The sequence below is a fragment of the Pseudomonas sp. BS3767 genome (assembly GCF_900099665.1).
GTDB classification, from domain to species: domain Bacteria; phylum Pseudomonadota; class Gammaproteobacteria; order Pseudomonadales; family Pseudomonadaceae; genus Aquipseudomonas; species Aquipseudomonas cerasi.
This window is the reverse complement of sequence record NZ_FNCX01000003.1, coordinates 27,657-52,816: the sequence shown is the minus strand read 5'-3', so window position 1 is coordinate 52,816 and position 25,160 is coordinate 27,657. Positions and strand designations below refer to the sequence as shown.

At 61.1% G+C, this 25,160-nt stretch carries 18 protein-coding genes and 1 pseudogene; 3 read left to right on the top strand and 16 right to left on the bottom strand.

Annotated elements, in window-relative coordinates; all coding sequences use genetic code 11:
- Position 1: 1 nt before the first annotated feature.
- Positions 2-265, top strand: a complete 264-nt coding sequence (locus tag BLR16_RS09230; RefSeq protein WP_003433769.1) for a hypothetical protein — start codon at positions 2-4, stop codon at positions 263-265.
- A gap of 98 nt (positions 266-363) precedes the next feature.
- Here the strand turns inward: BLR16_RS09230 and BLR16_RS09225 are convergent, their stop codons facing one another.
- The 16 genes from BLR16_RS09225 to BLR16_RS09150 form a co-directional block, all read right to left on the bottom strand.
- Complete coding sequence (locus BLR16_RS09225) at positions 364-1,515, bottom strand: alginate O-acetyltransferase AlgX-related protein (protein WP_074805860.1); 1,152 nt, start codon at positions 1,513-1,515, stop codon at positions 364-366.
- A gap of 11 nt (positions 1,516-1,526) precedes the next feature.
- The gene (locus tag BLR16_RS09220; protein ID WP_058416332.1) at positions 1,527-2,942 is read right to left on the bottom strand and encodes an MBOAT family O-acyltransferase; all 1,416 of its coding nucleotides are present in this window, start codon (positions 2,940-2,942) and stop codon (positions 1,527-1,529) included.
- Positions 2,943-2,960: 18 nt separating this feature from the next.
- On the bottom strand, positions 2,961-3,635 hold the full coding sequence (locus BLR16_RS09215; RefSeq protein ID WP_003433774.1) for an alginate O-acetyltransferase AlgF: 675 nt from the start codon (positions 3,633-3,635) through the stop codon (positions 2,961-2,963).
- Positions 3,632-4,297, bottom strand: coding sequence for an SGNH/GDSL hydrolase family protein (locus tag BLR16_RS09210; protein WP_074805863.1), 666 nt, complete (start codon positions 4,295-4,297; stop codon positions 3,632-3,634). Before BLR16_RS09210 ends, BLR16_RS09215 begins: the two co-directional genes overlap by 4 nt.
- Before the next feature lie 16 nt (positions 4,298-4,313).
- Complete coding sequence (locus tag BLR16_RS09205; RefSeq protein ID WP_161437920.1) at positions 4,314-8,189, bottom strand: cellulose biosynthesis protein BcsC; 3,876 nt, start codon at positions 8,187-8,189, stop codon at positions 4,314-4,316.
- Entirely contained in the window at positions 8,165-9,376 is a 1,212-nt protein-coding gene (gene bcsZ, locus BLR16_RS09200) for a cellulose synthase complex periplasmic endoglucanase BcsZ (RefSeq protein ID WP_074805866.1), read from the bottom strand. The genes BLR16_RS09205 and bcsZ overlap by 25 nt, the downstream gene beginning before the upstream one ends.
- A 3-nt stretch (positions 9,377-9,379) precedes the next feature.
- On the bottom strand, positions 9,380-11,635 hold the full coding sequence (gene bcsB, locus BLR16_RS09195; protein ID WP_074805869.1) for a cellulose biosynthesis cyclic di-GMP-binding regulatory protein BcsB: 2,256 nt from the start codon (positions 11,633-11,635) through the stop codon (positions 9,380-9,382).
- A 14-nt stretch (positions 11,636-11,649) separates the two neighbouring features.
- Entirely contained in the window at positions 11,650-13,869 is a 2,220-nt protein-coding gene (gene bcsA, locus BLR16_RS09190) for a UDP-forming cellulose synthase catalytic subunit (protein WP_003365732.1), read from the bottom strand.
- Positions 13,866-15,005 carry a cellulose biosynthesis protein BcsQ gene (gene bcsQ, locus BLR16_RS09185; RefSeq protein WP_060708687.1) on the bottom strand — a complete coding sequence of 380 codons (1,140 nt, stop codon included), beginning with the start codon at positions 15,003-15,005 and terminating at the stop codon, positions 13,866-13,868. Before bcsQ ends, bcsA begins: the two co-directional genes overlap by 4 nt.
- Before the next feature lie 268 nt (positions 15,006-15,273).
- A complete protein-coding gene (locus BLR16_RS09180; protein ID WP_074805872.1) occupies positions 15,274-16,476 on the bottom strand; it encodes a murein transglycosylase A in 1,203 nt (400 codons plus the stop codon).
- A 242-nt stretch (positions 16,477-16,718) separates the two neighbouring features.
- A complete protein-coding gene (locus BLR16_RS09175; protein WP_074805952.1) occupies positions 16,719-17,204 on the bottom strand; it encodes a GNAT family N-acetyltransferase in 486 nt (161 codons plus the stop codon).
- 49 nt (positions 17,205-17,253) lie between these two features.
- Entirely contained in the window at positions 17,254-18,495 is a 1,242-nt protein-coding gene (locus tag BLR16_RS09170; RefSeq protein WP_074805874.1) for a phospholipase D-like domain-containing protein, read from the bottom strand.
- A gap of 64 nt (positions 18,496-18,559) precedes the next feature.
- Positions 18,560-19,210 (bottom strand): MotA/TolQ/ExbB proton channel family protein, encoded by a 651-nt coding sequence (locus BLR16_RS09165; protein ID WP_003365740.1) that lies wholly within the window; start codon positions 19,208-19,210, stop codon positions 18,560-18,562.
- Between the two features lie 25 nt (positions 19,211-19,235).
- Positions 19,236-21,518, bottom strand: coding sequence for a TonB-dependent receptor (locus BLR16_RS09160; RefSeq protein WP_003433789.1), 2,283 nt, complete (start codon positions 21,516-21,518; stop codon positions 19,236-19,238).
- A 20-nt stretch (positions 21,519-21,538) separates the two neighbouring features.
- Positions 21,539-22,303: an energy transducer TonB family protein gene (locus tag BLR16_RS09155; protein WP_074805881.1), complete on the bottom strand. Its 765-nt coding sequence runs from the start codon at positions 22,301-22,303 to the stop codon at positions 21,539-21,541.
- A gap of 2 nt (positions 22,304-22,305) precedes the next feature.
- Positions 22,306-22,713 carry an ExbD/TolR family protein gene (locus tag BLR16_RS09150; RefSeq protein ID WP_003380333.1) on the bottom strand — a complete coding sequence of 136 codons (408 nt, stop codon included), beginning with the start codon at positions 22,711-22,713 and terminating at the stop codon, positions 22,306-22,308.
- A gap of 201 nt (positions 22,714-22,914) precedes the next feature.
- On the opposite strand from BLR16_RS09150, the pseudogene BLR16_RS09145 reads away from it, so the two are divergent.
- Together BLR16_RS09145 and BLR16_RS09140 are read left to right on the top strand one after the other, a co-directional pair.
- Positions 22,915-23,477, top strand: a pseudogene (locus tag BLR16_RS09145) (GNAT family N-acetyltransferase).
- Positions 23,474-25,045, top strand: a complete 1,572-nt coding sequence (locus BLR16_RS09140; protein ID WP_074805884.1) for an alkaline phosphatase D family protein — start codon at positions 23,474-23,476, stop codon at positions 25,043-25,045. Before BLR16_RS09145 ends, BLR16_RS09140 begins: the two are co-directional and overlap by 4 nt.
- Positions 25,046-25,160: the final 115 nt, after the last annotated feature.

Below are 25,160 nucleotides of genomic sequence, written 5' to 3'. Positions count from 1 at the left end.
AATGACCAATATCAAAGACATTATCATTAATGAAACCGTGGCAGATGTATTGGCAGTCTTTGCTCTAAATTTGTCCCAACCACGAATAGACAGACTCTACACCGCTTATAAATTTGAGGCTCTCCAGTCCGGTGAGCTCTGGGGCACTTATACCAGACTTTTTCGTGAAGGCATTCTGGCTTTAGATGAAAAAGGTCGCACGGCTAAAGGCCCCCACTGGAAGGAACCCGCTTTCATCGCTGAGAAAAAATATACTGTTGAATAAACACCACCCTGCCTAAAGAGCGCCCGGCTTCGGCCGGGTGTTCTTCCATCTAAAGTTCGATATTCGTAACAGCAGCTCTAACAGGGTATGCCCGACGTTTATTTTACAGGTATATCTAACTTTTCGATCGCCACATAAGGCGTCTGCAGATCCCGTTCGGGGATTTCCCATATGAGCAGTTTGGGCGGCGTCTGGCGGAAGGCCGGGTTGTCGAAGTAGACGTTGGCAGCGCCCGAGAACTCGCCGCCGTCCCTGGCGAAGTTACCAATCGGGGCGCCGAGTTCGCGCTGTAGAAACCCGACAAAACCCGAATTGCGCGAGAACGACGTGCCGATCAGCGCGACGTTGGGCAGGTTACTGTCGCCGAACAGGTCGTCCAGGTTGTCGCTGCCAGTCGCTGATTCGCTGGCAAGCTCGGTGATCTGCGTGGTGGCTACGCTTTGCGGCGCAGGTTGTAATGACGACGGCAACCAGTCGAGTCCGGCGAGGCGCACCAGATCGCCGGGGCGTTCGGCAATGGGTAACGTCTGAATCTGGAATTGACGCTGCGGAGTGGCCTGAATGCCGGCTTTTTGCACTTGCAAGCCGATGGCTCTGGCGGCGCTGTTGGCGCCACTCTCGCTCCAGTGCGTATCAGTACGCAGGTAAGCTGTTTCGCCCAGCGGTTGAAGGGTTGCGGTCAGGTCCAGAGCATCGACGCCAGCCGCTTGCAAATCATGCGTCCATTGCTCGACACGCGCCTGCAATACGTCAGGCCGGTAGAGACCACACAGTCGGGTGGCGGCAATGCGACTTTTGTCCGGGACCACGGCGACCAACAATTCGATACCGCGTTTTTTGAGGCTGCGCTGCACAGCGATCACCGCCTGGGCTTTGCGCTGCGCATTGGCCTGCGCGTCGCGATTGAGCCTGAACTCATCGGTCAGGAACAACCAGCCCGGACACCCCTGGCGCACACGCGGGCCGGTGTCGTGGAACAGCAGCCAGCTCGCACCGCGCTCGATATTGGCCGCATGCTGGCTCAGAAAGCTCACGGACAGTTGTTTCGCCAGTTGGTGAGTCACTTCGCCGTGCAGCGCTGCGTCGAGGGTCAGCGGCCTGGGTAGCAGCTCGACCTTGCCGCTGACCAGCAACATGCCCGAGGCCAGCAAGCCAACGCCGAGGAACAGCGCCAGGGTAATGCCCGCCACACCACAGGTGCGCACGGCCAGTTCAATGGGTGGAGGCGGTACAGCAGACGGAGTAGTCATGGGCACCGGCCTCAGAACTGGAAGTACAGAAACGGAACCGTTTCGCGGCTGGCAATCAGCGCGAACGACAGCAGAAATCCGGCCACCGGCCACAGCGCGGCGCCATAGACGAATAGCGTCCGGTTGCCGAAACGCTGCTCACAGCGAGCCTGCAGCAACGGCGCGAGCACGCAGGCCACACCCAACAAGGCGGCCATGCCGTGTGCCGGGCGCAGGGTCACGGCCAGCGCATCGCCCAGGCCCAGGCCGTGCAGGCCGAACTGCCCGGCATACATGTTCATCGCGGTGGCAAAGTCCGGGGCGCGAAACAGCGTCCACGCCAGGCACACAAACAGCAACGTCAGCAGGTGCGCCAGCGGCCTTGGAACAGCAGGCAGATTCGAGCGCGACCAGGCGCGATCGACGCACAACGCCACACCATGCGCCGCGCCCCAGAGCAGGTAATTCCAGCTGTCACCGCCGTGCCACAGACCGGCGATGGCCATGGTCAGGAACAGGTTGCGGTAGGTGTTCCAGACGCCGTGCCGATTACCGCCCAGCGCGATGTACAGGTAGTCGCGCAGCCAACTGGACAGCGACAGGTGCCAGCGTCGCCAGAAGTCCTGAATACTGCGGGCCAGATAAGGCCGGTTGAAGTTTTCCGGAAAGTGAAAGCCGAGCATCAGTCCCAGGCCGATGGCCATGGCGCTGTAACCGGCGAAATCGAAGAACAGTTGCAGCGAGTACGCCAGGCAGCCAAGCCACGCATCGATCAGCGACGGGGCCGGCAGGTGAAAGGCCACATCGACCAGCGGCGACAGGGTATCGGCCACCAGCACCTTCATGCTCATGCCGATCATGAAGCGCCGAGCGCCCAAGGCGAAGTTCTGCCGGGTGAAGTAACGCTGCACCAGTTCACGGCGCACCCAGTCGTAGCGAATGATCGGGCCGGCAATGGAATGGCCGAACATCGAAATGTAGGTCGCGTAATTGATGAAGCTGCGCTCGACCGGCACGGTATGCCGATGTACGTCCACCAGATAGGAAATCGCCTGCAGGACGATGAACGACAGCCCGGCCGGCAGCGCCACCCGCTGCCAATCGAGCGGCATCGCGCCATACCAGGTGATCAGCGCATTCCAGGTGCCGGCGACGATGTTGGCGTACTTGTACCAACACAGCACGGCGGTGTTGAACACGATCAACGCCACCAACAGCCGCACTCGCCCTTTCGAGCCTTGCCGCGCCCGGTCGACCAGCAGACCGCCGACCCAGGCCACCACGGTCAGCAGCATGTGCAGCGCCAGAAACAACGGGCTCAGCCAGCCGTAGAACAACCAGCTGCCGATCAACAGCACGACATTGCGCCACGCCGCAGGGCTCGCCGTGTAGGCCAGCAGAAAAGCGGGCAGGAACACCATCAGAAACTCGAGCGAGGCAAATACCATGACGACGAAAGAGCCTGATCAGTTGGACAATGTGTCCGTGGCCGACAACAGACGCGGGCCTGTGGCGGACGGCACCAGCAGCACGCTGTAGCGCTCGCCGGCCTTGAGCTCGCCCAGGTCCAGCGGCGCGCCGACAGTGGCGTTGGCGCAGACGAGTTGCACGGAAAGGCTGACCGGGTTGATCGAACGGCGTTGCAGGGTGCCCGTGGCAACCGACTTGAACAGGTCGGCGCTGCGACCGGCAGGACGCAGGCTCGCCTCACTGCATCCGGCATCCAGGCTGAAGAACGCCAGCGAGGCTTTCAAACCGTTGAAGTCATCGGGCTGTTCACGGACAGTCACCGGCTGGAGGCTACCGTCGGACTGTGCGGTGAGTACGACGGTGGCGAACTCGCCGGGCTCGACGCTGACGTCCATCGGCAGTTTTTTGTCGCCGCTGACCAGTGTGCCCTTTATCGAACTGCTGGCCTGCACCGGGAAAAACAGTGAAACCGGTTTTGCGTTGTCCAGTTGCAACGGCGCCTGGCCTTCACGAGCGATCACTTGCAGCGGCGCGGTGGCCGCATTGACGAAGCGAATGAACGCCGAATCCTGCGCAGGGCCGGTGGGATACAGGGCGATGTCGGCCGCCTGCGCTTGCACGCCCAGCAATACGGCAACCGCACTGGCGGCGATCAGGCGCAAGGCGATCATTGTCTGGCTCCTGCTGCGCTGACACTGCTGACCGGTAGTTTGCCCAGTGCATCACCGATCGCAGTGCCCCAGGATTTGTAACCGGCCACGGTAAAGTGCTGGCCGTCGGTGGTGATCCACTGGCCTGGCTTGGAAAAACTCAGCGAGTCGATATAGGTGCAGGGTGCCACGTTGCTGGCCAGGAACTGCGACATCAACTGGGTCCGTGCGTCGTTCTTCTGGTACATGCCGCCCGCCTTGCCCCACGCCGGGCCGACCCATGCGCATTTGGTGCCGGTGGCGGCAATGGCCTTGGTCAGGCCGGTTACGCTCTGCCACGCCCAGGCTTTGGGAAACGAAGGCTTGTCATACGAAGCCATGGTGTCACCGATCACGATGACCACCAGGTCGGGCTTGTCGGCAGCGATCAGTTCGCTAATCGGCGTAGTAGTCGCGTCACGACCCTTGATGACGATCTTGCCGTTGCCTTTCTGTTCGGCACCGCAATCGACCTTCTTGCTGATCAGCCAGTCACCGGCACTGGCCCCGCAGGCGCCAATCGAATGCACGATCGCACCCTGACGGGTCAGGTTGTCATGCAGCGGCTCCATCAGGTGGTCGGCCAGACTCATGTGGCTTTCTCCCAGGACCAGAAGGGTCATACCGGCAAGAACGGAAGGCATCGAATTTCTCCAGAAATCAGTTGGAATAAGGTGAACGGTAAGGGCTGACCGGCAGCTCCATGGGGCCAGTCATGTCCTCGAACATGTAGCGCAGGTAAAGCGCTCCGCTGAACTGGCGATAGTCGCGGGCGTTGTCCAGGCCCAGGTTGGCGCCCAGGAACAGGCTGGAATCGAGCTTGTATTCCCCAGCCGCGCTCAGGTTGTAGCCCACACCGGTCTTGCTCTGCCCTGAGTAACGCTGGCCGGAAGCGGCTTGCAGAGTGCTGTCGTCGGGGAAGAATGCGGCGCCATCCTGCTTGAAGTGCTGCACGCCGACCGAACTCTTGACCTGATAGCTGAAGCGCTCGGTGCGCTGCGCCCACATCACCGGCACGCCGATGGCGTAGAAGTTCTGCGGACTGAAATAGCCACCATGACCGTAAGTGAAGTAACTCTGGTCGTTGGCGTAACTCATGCCCATCAGACTCAGGCCCGCGGTCAGCTTGCTGTCCTCGGCATTGCGCAAGTACCAGTAGACGCCACCACCGACTTCGCCACGGGTGTTGGATTTGACGTTGGTGCCGACCAGCTTGTGCCAGGAACCGTAGCCATAGCCGCCAATGGTCTGATCGTCATAGCTGATCTGCCCGCGGCAGCCGTTGGCGGTCACCCCGCCCCAGGACAGACCGCTGCGCTCGTCGGTGGAACCGGCAAACGAAGTCACGCTGTCTGTCACCGGACGCCGTGACACGTTGAGGCCATAACGCAGATCAGGGTTATTGCCCAACGGCCGGTCGACGCTCACGCCGCCTGCGACCGTGCTGTATTTGAAACCCACGGGGGTGGTGCCGATATCAGCCTTGAGGCCCTCTTCGGGGCGTTCGAAGGCGACCGCCAGACCGACGCCCTTGTCGCTCTGCGAACCTGCTGCGCCGGCCGTTCCACCGCCAAAACGAGCGCCCGCATCGGATTTCACACTGCCTGCATTCAGCGACACCGGCGTGACGCGCACGGCCACGCGGTTATCGCCGGCCGGCACGTTGATCTCCAGCGGCGTCTCGACCACAGTGAGCTTGCTCAGGCCGGACTCGCTGTTATTGCTGCGCACGGCGAGGCCCTGACTGACGAAGCCGCTGCGCTGTTCGAGAATACGATTGAGCGCCTGCTGTGCGCTGCTGGCCTGATCGCGGTCGCCAGCAGCCAGAAACGGATTGCCACGCACGCTTTGCGCACGTCCGGCTGACAACGGTTGCTGCGCAGCGCTCTGGCCGGGGTAGGCCGTTTCACGCGTGGCCGGCAAGCTCGTCGCCGCCCCGCCGCTGAGCGACACCTGTGCCGGTGCCGGGATGGCAGACGCTGCGGCCAGGCTGCGTGAACCGCCCGCCGCGAACGGATTGGACGACGTCACACCCGACCCGCCCTGCGTAGCCATCAGACGCTGTTTTTCGCTTTGTTCGATGGCCACAGCCTTGCGCAGCAACTCGGTGGCCGCGCCGGTCTGGCCCATGCTCTGGTAGATGCGCGCGGCCTCGGTGAGGGTCTGCGGGTCGTTGCGCTGCAACGCGCGGAACTGGCTCAAGGCCTTTTCGGCAAAGGCATAATCATGAGCCTTCACGGCCGCGTCAGCAGCCCCCAGGAGTACTTGCGGATCGTTGGGCTTACGCTGCAACAACGGCTTGTAGAGTTCGAAGGCCTTGGCGCTGTCACCGTTGGCGGTGTACATCCGGGCGAAGGCCGACACCGCCTGAATGTCGTCCGGACGCTGGGCCAGGGCCGGGGCCAACGTGTCATACGCGCCAGCCAGATCGCCGCCCTCACGCAGCAAATCGGCCTGACGAATGCGGTAGCGATACAGCAAGTCATCGAAGCGTTTACGGGTCTGCACGCCCATGGGCTGGCCCTGCATAGTGCGCAGGATCGCATTGACCTGCACGTCATCCTCCGCCGCGAGCAACAGGCTGGCGTATTGCAGCAGCAAATCAGGTGACTGCGCAGGTGCCTGAGCGATGGCTGCGCGGGCCATTTCCCGGCCACGCTCCGGCTCGCCGGCGTCGATGTAGGCACTGGCCAGCGTGAGCTGACGCTCCGGGCTGCAGCTGGCGACCGGTTGCAGGCGATCGAGCAGCGCCAGCGCTTCCTGACGCTGACCGCGCCGGGCGATACCGATGGCCAGGTTGATCTGCACGGTCATGTTGACTTCGTCGGCAAGCGCCTTCATGTCCGGGGTGCGCTGGTCGACAGGAATGCGCGCAAAGGTAGCCTGCGCGTCCTGCCACTGGCCCATTTCCACCGACAGCAACGCACTGGTGTAGAGCGCGTCGATATCGTTGGGCCGAGACTTGAGCAACTCGTCGATCAACACGCGGGCCTTGGGCGCCTCGTCAGTCTTGAGGTACAGACGCGCCAGGTCGAAACGCGTCCAGACACTGTCTGGATCATTTTTTACCGCATCCTTCAGGGCCGCCTGAGCGGCACGCAGATCGCCACGTTGCTCGGCCAGCCGTGCCGTCTGCGTGGCGCGCAAGGCCTTGAAGCGACCGCTTTCGCCCAGCGCTGCCTGTTCGGCAGGCGACAGGGTATCGAGCAGGCGCAGCGCTTCATCGGCCTGGCCGCTTTGCGCCAATACGTTGATCAGCCCGCGCACGGCTTGCGGATTGCCGCGCTGGGTCGCCAGCACTTGACGATAGCCCGCCTGGGCCGCGTCGAGTTGACCGGCCTGGGCCTGCAAATCGGCCTGAGTCAAACGTACATCGATGCTGCTGGGGTTCTGCCGCTGCACCTGAGCCAGCAACTCTTGAGCCTTGCCGATCTGCCCCTTGGCCTGCAGGTCGCGGGCCTGTTGCAAGGATGTCCAGAGCTGAACACTCTCGAGGGCGCTTTTCCAGCGTGTGCCACCAGGCTGGCGAGTCGCGCGGGTCAGCAACTGCTCCGCTTCGGCCAGTCGATTCTGTTGCTGGCGGACCACGCCCAGCCCACCCAGCGCATCGGCATCGTCGGCCTTGATTTTCAGGCGCGCGGCAAATGCTTGTTCAGCAGCGGCATGATCATTTTGCTCCAGCGCCTTCAGCCCACGCGCCACCAGCGGATCCTGCTGCCAGCCTGAGGCGCCGCCACCGGCGTGCTGCTGACGTCCCTTGTTGAGTTGATCACGAATGTCCTGATCATCGGCATGGACCTTGAGGAACGCCTCGAACAGCGGCACTTGCGCCGCCGTAGGCGGACCGATCCAGACCAGCGCCATGCGCCAGCTCTGATCAGCGTCCCCGGCGATGTCCGGGTGCGTACTCAGGCGCGCCAGCGCAGCGATCCCTTCGGCCCGGGTGTCTTCGCGGCGGGCCAGATGCTTGGCGAAAAACAACGCCAGAATCGAGTCGTCCGGATTCTGCCGGATCAGGCGTTCGAAGCCTTTGCGCGCTTCAGGCCAGTCCGCGCTGTTGAACCCCAGGTTGGTGTAGTACTCGCGCCCGATCGTGCCCTCGGGCAAACGGCCGTTGAACAGTTGGCGAAAGACCCCGGTCGCCTTGTCGCGCTCACCGGCATCGGCGAGGCGTCGGGCCTCATCCAGCAAGGCCTGATTCTGCGGCTGAGCGAGGGCGATGTCCTGCTCCAGTTGCACCGACTGCCACGGCACTGGCGACAGGGCCTGCAGACGAGCCAAGTAAGTCTGCGCCTGCTGCGGCTTGTTCTGTTTGACGCCGATCAGCCCCATGCCATACAACGCGTCGATCTGATTGGGGTCGATCTGCAGCACCTTCTGCCAGACCTCGGCAGCCCGCACCGGGTTCGAGCGAGCCTGCCAGTACTGGCCCTGCTCGATCAACTGCGCCTCGGCGGTGGCGGCCTGAGCCTGAGAAACGCTGGCTGCGATCGCGGCAACCAACCCGATGACTAACGTGTGGCGGCGCGCGGGCATGACGTCTCCCAGGATAATTTGAGGGTTCCGTCTTCACGGAACTGATAGCGTTTTTCGACCCAGCCCAAGGCAAACAGGCTGAGCATGAGGTTGTAATAGGCCGGTTCAGTGCGGTCTTTCGGGTCACGGGCCAGCGCCTGGCTGACCCCGGCTTCGACCCTGCGCTGTTGCTGCTCGGCCAGCCAGGTCTGACCCTTGGCGTGGAAGTACGGCAATAGCGCCGCCGAATAACCGAAAGGCCCCTGCCCCTCGCGTGTACCGCTGACCACCTGGACCTTTTCCGGCGGCGTACCGCTCGAGGCAGTGCTGCTCGACATCCCGTCGAGACGGGCCAGCAGGCGTGCTGCCAACGGATCGGACGCAGGTGTCATGCCCGCCCAGAGGTAAACGCGAATCGCGTCATAGCTGCCCAGTTCGCCTGTGCTCGGATCGACCACGAACAGACCGCTTTTCGGGGAGGTCCCGCGGTAGCCAACCCAATCGGCGATAAAGCCCTTGGGGCTCGATGCGTCGATCAGCTTCGCGGTGTTGTCGGCAATTTCCTTCCATGGCCCGCCGGGTGCTTCTTTCGCCAGGCGCCGTAGCAGCGGAATGGGCAGGTAGCTGGCGTTCAAGCGCCATAGATGGTCGGGCTGCGCGAAACCTTCGGGGCCGGGCAGGAGCATTTTGCCGAGCCCCGGCAGATTGACCACCAGCCGCAACTCTACGTTCTTGAGCAAGGCCAGCGCATCGTCGCGATAGGTCGGGTGCTGCCAGACGCGCGCCGCTTCGAGCAGCGCGTAGACGATCCACAGGTCGGCATCGGACGCGGAGTTGGCGTCTTGAAGCGTCCAGTTGCCATCCTCGCCCTGCCCCCACAACCAGCCCGGCAGACGCGTTTTGACATCAGCCCCCATCATGTTCGCGGCGGTCCACGTCCACAGCGCGTCGAAGCGCGCGCGGTCATTGGCCATCAGCGCAAAGAGCATGCCGTAGGACTGACCTTCGGAGGTGCTGTGGTTGACCTTCAGGCTCGACTCCAGCATTCGGCCGTCGGCCTGCACATAGCGCGTGGCATAGTCCTGCCAGAACGGCCAGGCCACAGCATCGCACGCGCTGTTCGCCAGCACCGGCGTCAGGGTCGCCGACGCCAGCAGGCCGACCAGCCAGCCCGAGGCGCGGCGCAGTTTCAGTGCACGGAGCGGCATGGCTTATTCCTGCTCCAGACGGCGCTTGGCGAGTGAGCGCAGGGTCAGGTAGGCAACTCCGGTCACCAGCACCACACCCACGGCAACCACCAGCAGCAGCCACAGCACGTTGCGCGACATCAGCCACTGCACGTATTTGATCGGCCCAAGGTCACCAACGTAGTACTTCTGCTCGGCAACCAGCGCCTCGACCGAATCGCCGCGTACCACTACCAGGCTGCCCTGTACCTTGTCGCTGCTGCTCAGCGCACGGGCAACGTCGCTCATGCCGCCGGGCTGACCGCTGGAGATCAACACGACACTGCGCCCCTTGTGCAGCGGCGATTCGAAACCGGTCAGGAAGGTGCTGCGCGCGTCACTGGAAAACGCCATGGCCACCCGCGCCCGACGCTGGTTTTCATCCGGGTCCGGGCTCATCCAGTCGCGCAGACGGAAGGCCAGATCGGAAAGCTCGAAGCCCTGTTGCTGAGCATTGCCGGAAATCGGCAAACGGTCGGCCCACTGTTTGAGCAACGGCTGATCGCTGCCCGAGGACATGACCAGAATGTCCTTGTCGGCGGCACTGGCGATCTGTGCAGCGTGAATAACCGACACACCGGTCGCCGGGTAACCGGTCGATTCGCCGAAACGACCCAATACGCTCAAGTAAGCGCTGACATCTTCAGTACTCGGCTGATCGGCCAGCACCACAGCGGTCTGCGACAGGTCCGCCAGGCGTGTGAACGGAAACCCGGAATCCTTGAACACACCCAGGTTCGGCATGGCCATGAAGTGGTCGTAACCGCTGAAATCCAGCGTCGATTCCGGATCGATGCTGCCGCGCATGTTATCGATGATGATGTCGCCACATTCGCCCTGCTTGAGGTAATCGAACATGTAGCGCAGTTGCAGGCGCGATTGCAAAGCCACGGAGTTAAGCGGCAGGTACACATGCGCTTCACGGCTGATCGTGTCATCGCCGCCCGTCAGTCGCGAGACGATCGAGTTGTTCAGGTTCCCGATCGACGGCAGCGGCTCGGCCTTGATCAGCGTGTCGTTGAGGCTGACCATGATCGACGAATTGTTCGAGCGTTCCTGCGGTGTGTAGCGGTATTTGAGGTTCAACGGCACGCCGTCTTCACGCCAGCTGAACAGGTCTGGCGGCAGGTTCAACGGCACGGTGATGTCACCCGGGTCGTAACCGGAGACGTTGAGTTTGTTGGCAGGCATCAGCTCGCCCAGTTTGATCGGCCGATCACTGGGCAGCCAGTTCGGCGCGTCATACGGTTTGCGCGGCGCGAGCAGGTCGACACGCTCGATCAATGCGCTGCTGCCGACCAGACTCTGACCGCCGACCACCAGCGCATTGACCGCCCGCTTGAGTTCCGCCGAATCACGCCCGGTGATCACCAACAGCTTGCTGTTCGGGTCGTTGGGATGGGTCACCATCGTCAGGGTCGGGCCTTTCGGCGCAGGCATCGTCAGCGCGCCGAGCTGCAATGGACCATCGCCCTTGAGCAATACCAGCGCATTGCCCTTGGCCGGCAGCTCATTGAAGTGCGCCGGGAAGCTGGCCATGCGCGAGCGGGTCTTGGCCGCGCCAATCCATGAAGCCAGCGCGCCTGCAGCTTCGAGCGTCGCGTTATCGGGTGCCGCGCCCATCACCACGGGCAGATTCACGTCACGGTCATCGCGGCGGTCGAAGAACGGCAGCGGCAGAATCGCCAGGTTGTTGGGCAGCGCGAATGGCGTGACACGGATGTCCAGACGCGTGTCATTGTTGATCCGTGCCCAGAGGCTGGAATGCTTCGGGTCTTCGCAGCTCATCGTGTAATGGCCGATGAACTGCAGGCTCAGGCGGTTGAACTCGGTGATCATCTGCGGCGGAATCTCGATCACCTGCGTCTGCGGCTTGCCGGCACCTTCCTTGGGCAACGGAAGGGTCGCGGCCACTTCATCGTTGATCATGACGTTGATCTGCGACAGGTCCGCCAGCAACGCCGGCGAATAGCTGTAGCTCAGCGACAGGCTTGCGCCGGTCACCACCTGATCGGCACGCACATTGAAGTTGACGCTGTCGGTGGCTTCCACACCGCGCAGGTTCATCGGGTAATTGCGCCCCAGTTGTTGCAGCGTCACGCTGTAACCCTCGTTGGCACCCGTCGTTTCAGCAGCGCTTGCCCACATCCCGGTGGAGAGCACGGACAACGCACAAGCCAACAGGGCCCATGAGCGGCGAACGGCGAAGCGTTCGGCACCGAGAAAATACCGTTTAGTCATGACTACTCAATCCATCAATTTGCGGGAGGTGGGGAGATTTTTTTACGGGTCGGCAGTAACCGGCTGAAATCCTTGCGAGTGGCCTTGAGCAACTCGACGACGCCACGAACACCGATGTGGCTGACTTCGCGCAGCGCAGACAGCGGTGTGTCCGGCTTGCCGCGGCCCCAGGTCGACGCCCAGGTGTCGGCACGGCCAAAGGTCAGGCGTACCAGCTCGCTCTGCTGACGCAGCGACAGATCATCGAAACGAGTGCCCAGATAACCGTCGCGGCAGAACATTACCGTGGCAGGGAAATGGCTGGTCTGCGTACCGCGATACAGCGACACCGTGATGCTGTCGCCACTGTCGATGCCCGAATCGGCGGGCATCACCAGTCCGAGGCCGGTCTGGGAAAAATCCTGAGTCACGGCGTCGAATACCACGCCATCGGCGCGGGTAACGCGAATCGGCAGTCTGGCCTGGACCCGCGGCTCGGTACGCACCTGACGGATCTCGCTGGCCACCGCAATCGCAGCGCTGGTGATGATGATGTTGTAGATCGTCCAGGCCATGTTGATGACGATGGTCAGGGTGATCGCATCGTTATTCCAGCCCAGTTGGTAGAGGCTATAGATACCGAGTGCGAAGACCACTGCGTTCAGCGTCAGCAGCACGATGTAAGGCCGCGCCAGCGTCCAGTCGAAAAACTTCTCCTCGACCACTCCGCCCTTGTCGGTCACGTTGAAGCCACCGAATTTCGGATTGACCAGCGCCATCAGCACCGGGCCCATGATGTACCACGCCAGCACCGCCTCGTAGACCTCGTTCCAGAACGAATGGCGGAAGCGGCCCTGAATCCGCGAATTGGTCAGGCTGGCGTGGGCCAGGTGCGGCAACACATAGGCGGTGATCATCAGCGCCGAGGCGTGCATGACCTCGGCGCCGAACAGCAGGTACGCCAGTGGCGCGGTGAGAAACACCAGACGCGGCAGGCCGTAAAAGAAGTGCAGCATCGAGTTGGCGTAGCACAGCCGCTGGCCCAGTGACAGACCTTTGCCCAGCAGCGGGTTGTCAGTGCGAAAGATCTGCGCCATGCCCCGCGCCCAGCGAATACGCTGGGCAACGTGACGTGACAGACTTTCCGTCGCCAGCCCCGCCGCCTGGGGAATCGCAAGGTACGCCGTGTTGTAGCCGGCCCGGTTCAACTTCAGCGCTGTGTGCGCATCCTCGGTCACGGTTTCAGTGGCCACACCACCGATGTCCAGCAACGACGAGCGCCGCAACACCGCACAGGAGCCGCAGAAGAAAGTCGCGTTCCACAGGTCGTTGCCGTCCTGCAGCAGGCCGTAAAACAGCTCGCCCTCGTTAGGCACGCTGCGGAATGTATCGAGATTCTTTTCGAACGGGTCGGGCGAGAAGAAAAAGTGCGGCGTCTGCAGCATCGCCAGTTTCGGGTCCTTGAGAAACCAGCCCATGGCGACCTGCAGAAAGGAGCGGGTCGGCACATGGTCGGCGTCGAACATGGCGATGTACTCGCCATTCGTGGCCTTGAGCGCTTCGTTCAGATTGCCCGCCTTGGCATGTCGATTGTCGCCGCGGGTCAGGTAGCCGACACCGATCTGTTCGCAGAACTCGCGAAAATCCTCGCGACGACCATCATCGAGCACATAGACCCGCAGCTTGTCGCGCGGCCAGTCGATGGACTGGGCGGCAAAGATGGTCAGTTTGACGATGCTCAGCGCCTCGTTGTACGACGGAATAAACACATCGACGGTCGGCCACTGGCTGGAATCGCTCGGCATGATCACCGGCTTGCGCTGCAACGGCCAGGCTGTCTGCACGTAACCCAGCACGATGACGATCAGCGTGTAGAACTCGGCGATGATCAGCCCATAGCCCAACAGGCTGTCCAGCCAGTTGTCGAAATCCAGGGTCGAGGTCAGGCGCCAGTACATGTAACGAAACGAAGCCAGCAACGACAGGGTCACCAGCGCCAGTACCGAAATACGCCCCGGTATCCGGCGAATCACCAGCATCGCAGCGAAGCATGCCAAGGCAAAAAAGCACTGTGCATAGAGGTCCAGCGGCACGGTGACGACCAGCGCCATCAGCAGCAGGCCGACGACAATCGCCACGCTTTTCAAGGTGCGTCGCAGGGTCGTCGACAGACCGCCGAACCACGCCAGCAAAGCATGCAGCCACAATGATGAGCGCGTCCGGGGTACGGACGCGTCGAGCGACAGGTTGGTCATGACAATCGGTTCTCTTCTACGTCCTGAGTCAGCAGTCGGGCAATCAGCACATTACTCAGCACGCGAAGGTCTTGGGTGCCGGGAGAGGCGCTCGGAACCTGGACCGCGTTGTGGCCGTAGGCCAGCGCTTCTGCGAGCGCGTAATCATCGCGAACGACGCCCAGCAGGCGCTCGCCCAGACGTCGCGCCAGTACGTCGTACATGTCGCGACTGAAGGTGCGCGAAGCATCGAACCGGTTGATGACGTAATGACAGGCCGGCGGCTGCGACCCCGCCAGAACCGGCTCGAGCCAGCCCTGCATCTGATCCAGTGTCACGTAGCACGCCGCATCGGCGGTCAGCACCACCAGGACCTGGCTGGCAGCAGTCAGCGCCTGTTGCAACATGCGCAGGTCACCGCACGGCACATCGAGAATCACCACGTCGCGGGCATCGAGCTGCATGCGGGCGATCTGACGGACCAGCCAGTGTGGATCGTTTTCCTGAAAATGCTCGAGGGAACGACGCTCATCGAGCGGCAGCGCGCCATATGGCAAAACCTGCGTGTCGCAGGAGCCGGTCAGCAACAGCGTGCGCCAGTTTTCGCCGCTCAGGCTGGCACCGCCGAGGCCGGCCACATCCGGGCTGGCATTAAGGTGGTGCATCAAGGCGTTTTGGGGGTCGAGATCGATCGCCAGTGTCTGCGCGCCGGGCACTCTGACCAGGCTGGCCATTGCCGCGCTGAGCGTACTTTTACCCACACCGCCCTTGGCTGACACCACCGCAATCACGCGCGCCGATGTTCTCGGCGGCTGGCCCTTGAACAGCGATTGGACCAGCGCTTCGTTGTTGCGTGCCTGCGCTTCAGCCTGGCGTGCCTGTGCGGCCTCGGCAAGCAGATTTGCCAGGACGCCGGAGGCTGCACCTTTGGCTGTCGGGGTCATCTGAAGGTCAGGTGCCGTGTCAGGCGTCTCGGCTGATTGCGCCGCACAGGTCTGCTCAGGCACCGATTGATCAGTTACGCGTGGCGGCGTAGCAGGAAAGACACTGTCTACGGGCGTTTCGTGGTAGTCCAGGCTGTCGTCGATCTCCAGATAACCCTCGGAGCTCGCGCCAAAACGCTGAAACAAATTGGCCACATCGTCAGCTCGATTCATCCGGAACGACCTCAAAAGGGGCCGCTACGCACGATCCCTGTGTAAATGCATTAATACCAATGTGTAATGTCATTATGACAGTGTCAAGAAACCGATATATGTCGTCCACAATTTACCGATGAACGGTAAATTGTTCTTTTCTTGACATATTTCTGGCGTTGAAAAACCGTGCATTTGGCTGTTTCAAATGCGTTTGGAAGGAAAACGGGTGCGAAAAGATAGCTACCTGTCCATTGAGCAGGACGGTAGCTATCGAGGTGAGAGGATGTCAGTGGCTAGCAGGAGCCGGGGTTGTTGCAGGAGCTGTTTCTGCGGACTGAGGCAGTGGCATGCCCTTGGGCCACAGCAGCCAGATATTGCCTTTCTGCTTCATGTCGCCAGCCAGCTTGCCCGCCTCATCGCCGGTCCCCCAGAACAGGTCGGCACGTACCTCACCGGCAATCGCACCGCCCGTGTCCTGCGCCGCGACCGGACGGACCACGCTGCTGCCATCCGGCCGCGTCGTGGAGAGCCAGAGCAGACTGCCCAACGGAATCACCTTGCGATCGATGGCCACGCTGTAACCGGGGGTCAGCGGCACATTCAACGAGCCGCGCGGGCCTTCGTTGCTGTCGGGGTTACGGGCGAAAAACACGTAGCTGGGATTGCTCGCCAGCAGCTCGCTGATACGTTCCGGATGCGCCTTGGCCCAGGCGGCGATACTGCCCATGGTCACGTCTTCCTTCTTCAACTGACCCTGCTCTACCAGCCAGCGACCAATCGCGCGATACGGGCGACCGTTCTGATCGGCGTAGCCCAGACGCAGCTGCGAGCCATCCTCCAGACTCACGCGCCCCGAGCCCTGAATTTGCAGGAACTGCAGATCCATCGGGTCGGTCAGCCAGGCAATCACCGGCGCGTTCAAGCCTTGCGCGCTGATCGTCGCAGCGTCGTCGTAAGGCTTGAGCACCCTCCCCTCAAGCCGACCGCGCAGCCGCTTGCCTTTGAGCTCGGGGTAAATGCTGTCCAGATTGACCACGATCAGATCGTCCGGGATGCCATAAACCGGCACATTGGCGGTGGTGGTCTGGGTCAGGCTGCCCGGATAAACAGGCTCGTAATAGCCGGTGATCAAACCATCGGCACTGCCTCCATCGGCGCGCAGGCTGTAGACCTGCAACTGCTCCTGCAAAAAGGTGCGGATCTGCGCCGCATCCGGTGCGGCCGCGAGACTCACCGCCGCCGCACACGTCGGCCCCCACACCGCATCGGCTTTCAAACGAACACAGGCGCTGCGCCAAGAGGCAAAACCGGCCTGCAAATCCGCGTCGGACACCGCTGGCAACGCGTCCCAGCCGGCCTGGCTATAAGTGGTGTGCGGCGCCGCAGGCGGCGTCACCGGCTTGTCGGACTTGTCACACGCGGTCAGCAACGCAGCCAGTGGCAAAACCAGCGCCAGGCCCCGCAACCATGGTTTGAAAGAGAGCATCATCAGTAGCACCAATCCTTTTACAGCCCGCAGCAGGCTGGTGGGTGAAAGGTGTCATTGTGGCTGAAGCGGGCAGAGGGGCCTAGGGTTTGTCTGAAAAGTCAGCCTGAATGATGCGGCGTAAGAGAAAGATAGAGTCGAGCAAATCAGCGCTCATGAGTGGTACGCGTTGCGCCGTTGCGGCACGCCCCCCCCTTTGTACCTGATAACAGATAGGCTGCATTCAGAGGGACTTTTAAAATACGTCAGTAGACTGCTGCCATGCTGAAAGCGTCTATGTATTCGCCATCTCGATAGGCGAATTTCCTGTGCGTCCCCTCTATGACAAAGCCATTCTTTTCATACAGTGCGATAGCGGGCTTGTTATCAACGAGAACAGTAAGCTCCAGGCGCTTTAAATTCATCCATCGCGAGGCAGTGGTAGTGAGCTCGTTCAATAACAAGTCACCAATACCCTGGCGATGATGGTCGTCTGCGACCCCCATCCAGAAATCAGCTACGTGCTGTCTGCGCCCCTGAAAACGATAGAGCATGGCGCAGCCGACAACCACGCCATCCCGCTCGGCAACCAGGGACAGTCCAGAAGCACTTCGACTTTCAACAAGCTTTTTTATGTCGTTGATTGACTGGTACGGCATACGAAGCGTCCACCAACGGAATACCGGTTGTTCAAACATATCCGCCAGCGGAGACCAGTCACTGTCTGCCATGGCACGGACGATCAAGCTCATTTCAGCCCCCTCACTAACACTGCCCTTTCGGCTACCCATCTGCTTACTGTCAAGGCTTGCCCGGATGCGGCTCCGGATAGTCGCGATTGATGTCGATGGGCTTGGCGTACGGCCCGGCCCAAAGCTGCTCGTGCAACTGGCCGATGCGTTTGGCCATCGAGCCGTCGTGCATCACCACTTCAAGATTGCGCGAGTTGTCGAGGTAGCCGCCCAGCCAGTTGCTGGTGCCTACCCAGGCCACCTGATCATCAATATCCATGGTCTTGCTGTGGATCACGCGTGCATAGGGGATAAAACCCTGAGCCGCCATCGGCAATGTGACGACGCGCACCTGCACGTTGGGCACCAGCGCCAGGCTCTTGAGGTAAGCGACTTCGGGCATGCCGGTGTTCCAGTCGGACACCATGAGCTTTATCGACACGCCGCGGGCGGCCGCACTGCGCAGGGCATTATCGATGACCGCATAGTAAGGCCGGGTTTTCTCGGGCCCGTAGGACAGAGGCGCGTAATCCAGTAACTGGACACGAACCTCGCTTTTGGCTTGCACCAGCAAACGCGGCAGTTCGGCCTGGGAGTCGACGACCCCTGGCGGGTTATAGCGCTGCGGGCTGGCGGTCAGGTAGTTGCCGTTGGGCGATGGGCTATCGATCGGGTGCGGCACGGGAGCCGGTTTGCCCTCGGTAATGGCAGCCTGGGCAAGCCAGTCCTGATCGAATATGGCCTGCGTCTGGCCCACGATGGTCGGCTCGTCAATGCGCAGGCCGGTTTCGTGGATGTGCTCCAGTGAGCGCCAATCGAAGTTCTGACTGCCGATGAACGCCTGTCGGCCATCCACGACCAGAAACTTGGCGTGAATGATGCCGCTGCCCGTGAGCTTTGCGTAGGGCAGTACGCGCAGGGTGAGATTGGGAATGGCGCGCAGTCGTTCAAGGGTCTGCGGGTCGGAAAGTTTCAGGCCTTTTTCTTCCAGCAGAAAACGGATTTTCACTCCGCGCTGCCCGGCTGCCGTCAGGCTTTCAAGCACCTTGTCCATGACCGAGCCTGCGTGGTCTGCGACATAGAACTGTTCGATGTCGATACGCTCGCGAGCCCCGTCAAACAGCTCCCGCCAGACCTCGTCGGGTGCTCGCAGGTCAGGCGTCTGCAGGTCAGACCCGACCGGCACGGTGTGGACCAGCTCGAAACCCGGAATGGCGAAATCTGCCTGCGCGCACGAACTGCCCAGCAGTAACACTGCGATCACGGCGCGGTAGCTCAGGGACAGTCGACGATACGAAGGGTAATAGGGCATTGCGAGCCTCATCGCCAGACACAGACAAGATGGTGCATGCCAGAGGCACGCCCCGTTAAGTGGATCAGGCCGTCCGGTATTTCGGTTGAGCCGAAGCAGCCGGATGCTCGGCTTCGTCATGCACACGTGCTCCGCTGGAAGCGCGGATCAGCAGGATCTTGAGTTGGTCGTTGATGCGTTCCAGGCTGTCCTGAAAGTAGTTGTGAAAGACCACGCAGAACAAGGCAATGGCGATACCCAGCCCAGTCGCGAACAGCGCTGTACCGATACCGGCGGAAATCTGCCCGGGATCGGACACCCCGGCACTGGCCAGGGCCTTGAAGGTATCGATGATACCCAGAATCGTCCCCAACAAGCCCAACAGCGGCGCAGCGGTAGTAATGGTTTCGATCAGCCAGAGGCTGCGGGCCAGCGGTGCGCGAGTGCTCAGGTACTGGGTTTCGATGACATCATCCAGATCCCTGCGCGAGCCCTGCGCATTTTTTTGCGCCAGCACCGGCAGGACCATTTCCAGCGGCAGGCTGGTCCGGCGTGTCAGCGTCTCCGGCAGATCCTTTTCACTGTGCACCGAAGCACCGAGTGCCGTTTGCAACGCCCGCGACTGGCGACGCACGTAAGCAAAGTAGATGCCTCGTTCGATCGCTACAAAGATCGCTATCGCGATGGCGGCGTACATCACATAGAACGTGATGTCGTGAAGCTGATTCATGTCCATGGCACGGACCTCTGGTCAATGAAGATTAGAAATTGGCTTCAAGAGAAACGGTAACGGTACGCTCGACCCCGACGATGTAGGCCGGGTCGCCGTCGCGGAAACCGCTGTAAGTGCCCGCGTTGGTTTTGGTGGTGTACACGCCGTCCAGGTATTCCTTGTCGAACAGGTTGTCGACGTTCAGACGCAGAGTGGCGTCCTTGACGATTTTCTTGTCCACCGGAAGGTAGATCCCCGCGCCCAGATTGAAGATGGTGCGCCCCGGAATGCTTTCGTCGTTGGTCAGGTCGCCATACAGCTTGCTGGTGAGCTTGGCGCCAAAGGTCCCGTAATAACTGCCGTCGTCGTAGCCGATGTTGGCGGCCAGCATGTTCTTCGGCACGTTGGTAAATTGCTTGCCGCTGGTGGGCAGCTCAATGGCGGTGCCGTTATTGAAGACGGTCAGGTCATCTTTCTGTTTGGCGCGGGTGTAGGTGTACGAGGTGTAGTAATTGAAATGGTGCGGCAGCAAGCCACTCCACTCCAGTTCCAGCCCGCTGTTGTCGACTGCACCGGCGTTGATGTCGGCAAAGTCGCCGTTGATATCTTTTGATGACACCTGCCGGTCCTTGAACTGCAGGTAGAACAGCGTGGCCGCCAGCGTCATGTCCTGTTCGGTGTAGCGCCAGCCCAGTTCGTGGTTCCAGCTGGTTTCTGGCTTGCTGTCGATGGAGCCGGTGCCCGGGTCATACAGAACGTAGTTCTGCGGCACGCGCATGTTGCGTGACAGGCTGTAGAACAACTGGTCACGCTCATCCAGCTGGTATTTGAGGCCGACGTTCGGCAACAGCTTGTTGTAGGTCTGGTCCCGTTTTTCCGGCCGCTCGGTCAGGCTGCCGTGGTTGGTGCCTTCGCGCTCGACATTCATGTAGGCCAGGCCGCCGACCAGCGTCCAGTCCGGGGCGAAATACCAGGTGTCCTGAGCCCAGACTTTTTGGGCAGGCGTCACGGTATAACGGTCACGGCCCTGGATCTCGTTGCCGTTGGCATCGACCATGTAGTCCGAATCCGGCTGGATGCTTTCAGGCTTGCCATTGCTCTTCAGGCGGATGAAAGGCTGAGTCTGCGACTGTCGCGCGCGTTCATACCAGTAGCCGACCTGTACGCTGTGTTCGTCGTTGACGTCCCAGTTCAACTTGGTGGTGATCCCCGGACGCCACGTCTGGGTGCGCGACGGCCGGTAATAAACGCCAGTGGTCGATGATCCGTCTGCGTTATAAGCCGCCGCCGTCGGCAGGTTGCTCAGGTCGAACACACCGTTCTGGTTCGAACCGCGGTTGAGCGCATAGGAAGAACTGTTCACGCCGCTGCCATTACCCCAGAAATAATAGGGGATGACGGAAAGAGACAGGTTGTCGGCCAGTTTGAATTGGGTATTGAGCACGCCGGTGAACGTCTGGAACGGGTTCTGCGCCAACTCGTAGTAGCTGGACAATTTACCGTTGCTGCCCAGCGCTGGCGTCGAAGGATAAGGGTCAAACTTGCGCCCGTTCTGCTGGAACTGACTCTTGGTGAGCTGGCTGTAGCTGTTGTTGTCCTGCTCGTGGTATTTGAGGATCAGGTTGGCGGTATTGCCCGAGCCCATGTCGAAGAAACTGTTCCACTCAACCTTGTCGGCACGCACCGCGCCATCGCCGCGCCATTTCTGACCTTCGGTGTGAGACATCGACAGCCAGTTGCTCAGCCCGTTGATCTCTCCGGTGTTGAGTCGCGCGAAGGTCTTGTAAGTGCCATTGCTGCCCGCCACCTGCTTGACGAATGCGCCGGTTTCCTTGGTGGGCCGGATGGTGACGATACCGATGTTGCCGCCGCTGGAACCGATGTGCGGGCCGTCACTTTCGGCAGAGCCTTGAGTCACGAAAATCTGATCGATGTTTTCCGGATCCCCCAGCAGATTGGAATACAGCGCGTAGTTACCGGAGTCGTTGATCGGCATACCGTCCACCGACATGCCGACCTGATCGGAGTTGAGCCCGCGCATGGTGAATTTGAAACCAGAAAGACCTGTGGCGTCTTCGCTGGAGATATTCAGGCCCGGTGTGTACTTGAGCTTATCGATCGCATTCCCGGTCGCCGTCTGCTTGTCGAGCGCTTCCTTGGTGACAGTGGAGCGCGCCTTGATGCTCTCCTCCTGCACCATGTAGCCACCCCCAACCGTCGCCTTGCCTTGCACACCAATGGTGCCGACATCACTGCCACTCGAGTCGGCCATAACCATGCCGTGACTCATGCCCGCGGCGACCAACGCAAGGTGAATTCTGGAAAACTTCATCACTCTGTTCCTTGTCAGTGCTATTGCACGCTGTAGTTGAAGGTGGCGGTGAAGCGCTGTTCGCTGCGTCCACCAAAGGCTTGCTCGGGAAACGGCTTGACCTGCTTGATGCGTCGCAGACTGTTGGCGGCTGCGCGGTTGAGCAGCATGCTGGAGGCCTGGGTCTGAATGCCGGAGTCCAGCACTCGCCCCTGGCGGTCGACCAATAACCACACCACAACCTCGCCACTCGGACGCTCCAGTGAGGCCTGACGACCAGTCGGGTATTGTTTGTAACCGTCCAGCTCACTGCGCAGCCCTTTGAGGTAGCCACCTTCCATACCCTGGGTGTCGACCTTCGGCGGTGCGGGTGGCGCAGGCGGTGACGGCGGCGCAACCGGGGCGTTGGCGATCGGCTTGCTGGGTGCCTGAACCGGCTCGACGGGTTTTGCCACTGCCGGTTTGAGCAAGGGCTTAGGCCTTGGTTCTGGCTTGATCTCCGGCTTGGGTTTTGGCTTGGGAACGGGCTTGGGCGGCGGTGGAGGTGGCGCCGGTTCGGCCTCTTCGCTTTCGACTACAGGCGGCGGAGGTGGCGGCTCGTCAGGTTGTACCGGAGGCGGTTCGGGCTGCGTCAATGGCTCAGGGGCGGGCTGCTCGGGCTCGACCAGCGCCAGCTCGACGGCAGATTCGTCGTAGACCGACTCCATTTTCAGAGGCCGGGTCTGTACACCAATCACGATTGCGATGAGCGCCACCAGAGCAGGCAGGCCGCCGAGCCACTGACGTACACGAAACAGGAAATACATGGTCAGGATTTGCGCGTGGCGATGGAGACTGACGTGAAACCACCCAAACGCAGGGTGTCCATGATCTCGACCAGACGAGCGACTTCCACGCCTTTGTCACTGTTAACGATGATCGTGGTTTTAGTGTCGGGCTTTTCCAGCGCTTTCAAGGCAGGCACCAGGGCGTCGACCGTGGTCGCCTTGCCGTCGAGCTGTAATTCGCCGTTGAGCCCCAGAGTCAGGATCGATTTGTTCTGCGGTTTCAGTTGCTGCGAACTGCTGGCACTCGGCAACTGGGTTTTCATCCCCAGCGCCGGAATCACGTTCAGGCTTACCAACACGAAAAAGACCAGCAGGAACATCATCACGTCGATCATGGGGATCAGTTCGATGTGCGCCTTGCGCTTTTTAGGTTCGTCCCACGTTCTCATGCCAGCCTCTCGCTTTCTTGTTAGAGGCCGAGAATCTAGCAACCGAACATGACCGATCGGTTGGTTTTACAAGACCGATACATGACTGTTACATGGCTGTTACCTGTACATCTCATGGCACTTAAATGATTCTTGAGGCCGTCACGGAAATGCCATAACAACGCGCCAGCGTTTGAGCATTCAACCCGACGGAAAATACGGATGAGTCACCCGCTGCCCACCATCAGAACCTCGCGTCTGCTGCTCGCCGCGTTGCAGCCGGAACAGGCACTCACCTTGTCACGCCTGGCCGACGAGCCGACGATTGCGGCCATGACTCTACACTGCCCAGCCCCTACACCCTTGAGCATGCGCGGGCATTCATTGCACAGACCCACGACCAATACGCCGCCGGTCAGATGTTGAGCCTCGGGGTTCACATTCAGGAAACCGGAGAGCTGACCGGGATCGTCTCGCTACGCCTTTCGATGCCGCATCGCAGCGGCCATCTGGGTTACTGGACAGGAACGCACTATCAAAATCAGGGTTACGCCTGCGAAGCGGCTCAAGGCTTGCTGAGGCATGGCTTCACGGACATGAACCTCAACCGCATCGCCGGCCAGTGCTTCAGCGACAACCCGGCCAGCGCCAGGGTCCTGGAGAAGTGCGGGTTATCGTATGAGGGCTGTACTAGAGAGGCATTTCTCAAAAACGGTGTGTTCAAGAACATGTTGCTGTTCGGACTGTTGCGCTCGGAATACCCATCGTCGGAGGCCACGTCATGACCGATTTCAATCCGGATCGTCGACGCATCATTACCGGAGTCGCCGGTGCAACATTGCTGTCGATCCTCAGCCCATTTGCGCGCAGCGCGGGGGTCGATTATCCATTCACGCTCGGCGTGGCATCTGGCGATCCGTTGCCGGATGGCTTCGTGATATGGACACGTCTGGCGCCCAAGGTGATGACGCCCTCGGGCGATGGTGGCCTGAACAAACCCGTCGAGGTGCGCTGGAAGATCGCCAGCGATGCGGCCATGCTTCACGTAGTCCGCACAGGACAGGCCACCGCCCACCCGCGCCTTGCCCATTCGGTGCATGTTGAAGTGAGCGGCTTGCAGCCTGGACGCCCGTATTGGTATCAGTTCGAGAGCCTGGGGGCGCAAAGCGCTGTCGGGCAGGCCTGTACTGCTCCGCTGGCAAGTGCCATGGTCTCGGCGCGGTTCGGCTTCGTGTCGTGTTCGCACTGGGAGGCCGGGTATTTCAGCGCCTATCGACACTTGGCGGCAGAGCGCCCGGATCTGGTGTTCTTTCTTGGCGACTACATTTATGAGATGAACATATCCCCGGAAAACCCTCGGTTCCCGCGTCACCACGCTACACCTGATCCCATGGACCTGGAGGGCTATCGTAATCGCTACGCTCAGTACAAGACCGACCCCGACCTGCAAGCGCTGCATGCCTGTGCGCCGAGCGTGGCCACCTGGGATGATCACGAAGTACAGAATGACTACGCCGCGCAGTGGTCCCAGGACCCGAACGTTCCGGTGGACAGTTTTCTACGTCGCAGAGCCGCCGCTTATCAGGCGTTTTACGAGCACATGCCCTTGCGCGCCAGCAGCCTGCCCAAAGGACCGGACATGCGTATTTACCGGAACCTGGACTATGGCCGCCTTGCACGCTTTCATGTGCTGGACGGTCGGCAGTATCGTTCCGAACAGGCGTGCATCCAGGCCAACGGCAGCCGTCGAGGCTACGTAGCGCCCAGCGACTGTCCGGATCTGAGTGACCCCAAACGCACCATGCTCGGCTGGGAACAGGAAGCCTGGCTGGACCGCAGCTTCGCTGAATCACCTGGACAATGGAATGTCATTGCCCAGGACTTGCTGGTCGCTCCACTGGAACAGCGCAATCTCAAGACCCAGGCGCTGGGCCACTGGACCGACGGCTGGGACGGCTACGCGGCGACCCGCGAGCGCGTGCTGGCATCCCTGCAACGCCACCAGACCCGCAACCCGGTGTTCTGGGGTGGCGATATCCATTCGTTCTGGACCACCGACCTGCACGCCGAGGCAGGCAATCCGGATTCAGCCATCGTCGCCACCGAATTCGTCGGCACCTCGGTAACCTCCAGCGGACCACCGTTCGACGCCTTCAACAGCATTCTCGGCCTCAACCCACACGTGAAGTTCTTCGACAGCCGTCAGCGCGGCTATGTGGCAGTGGACCTGAACGAACAGCATATGCAGACCCGCTTTCAAGTGGTGTCGGATGTGCTGGACCCTGCGGCGAGCGTGTCAACGCTCAAGCGCTTTGTGGTGGAGGCTGGCAAGACGGGGGCTGTTGCCGGGTAGGCGACGTTTTGGATTGGCCATATTGTGGACAAAATTGTCCACTGTGAAGAGACAGTAAAACCCGCTTCAGGCGCTTTTTCCCTTTCCGGTGAGCTACTAACCTGAGCCCATGTTG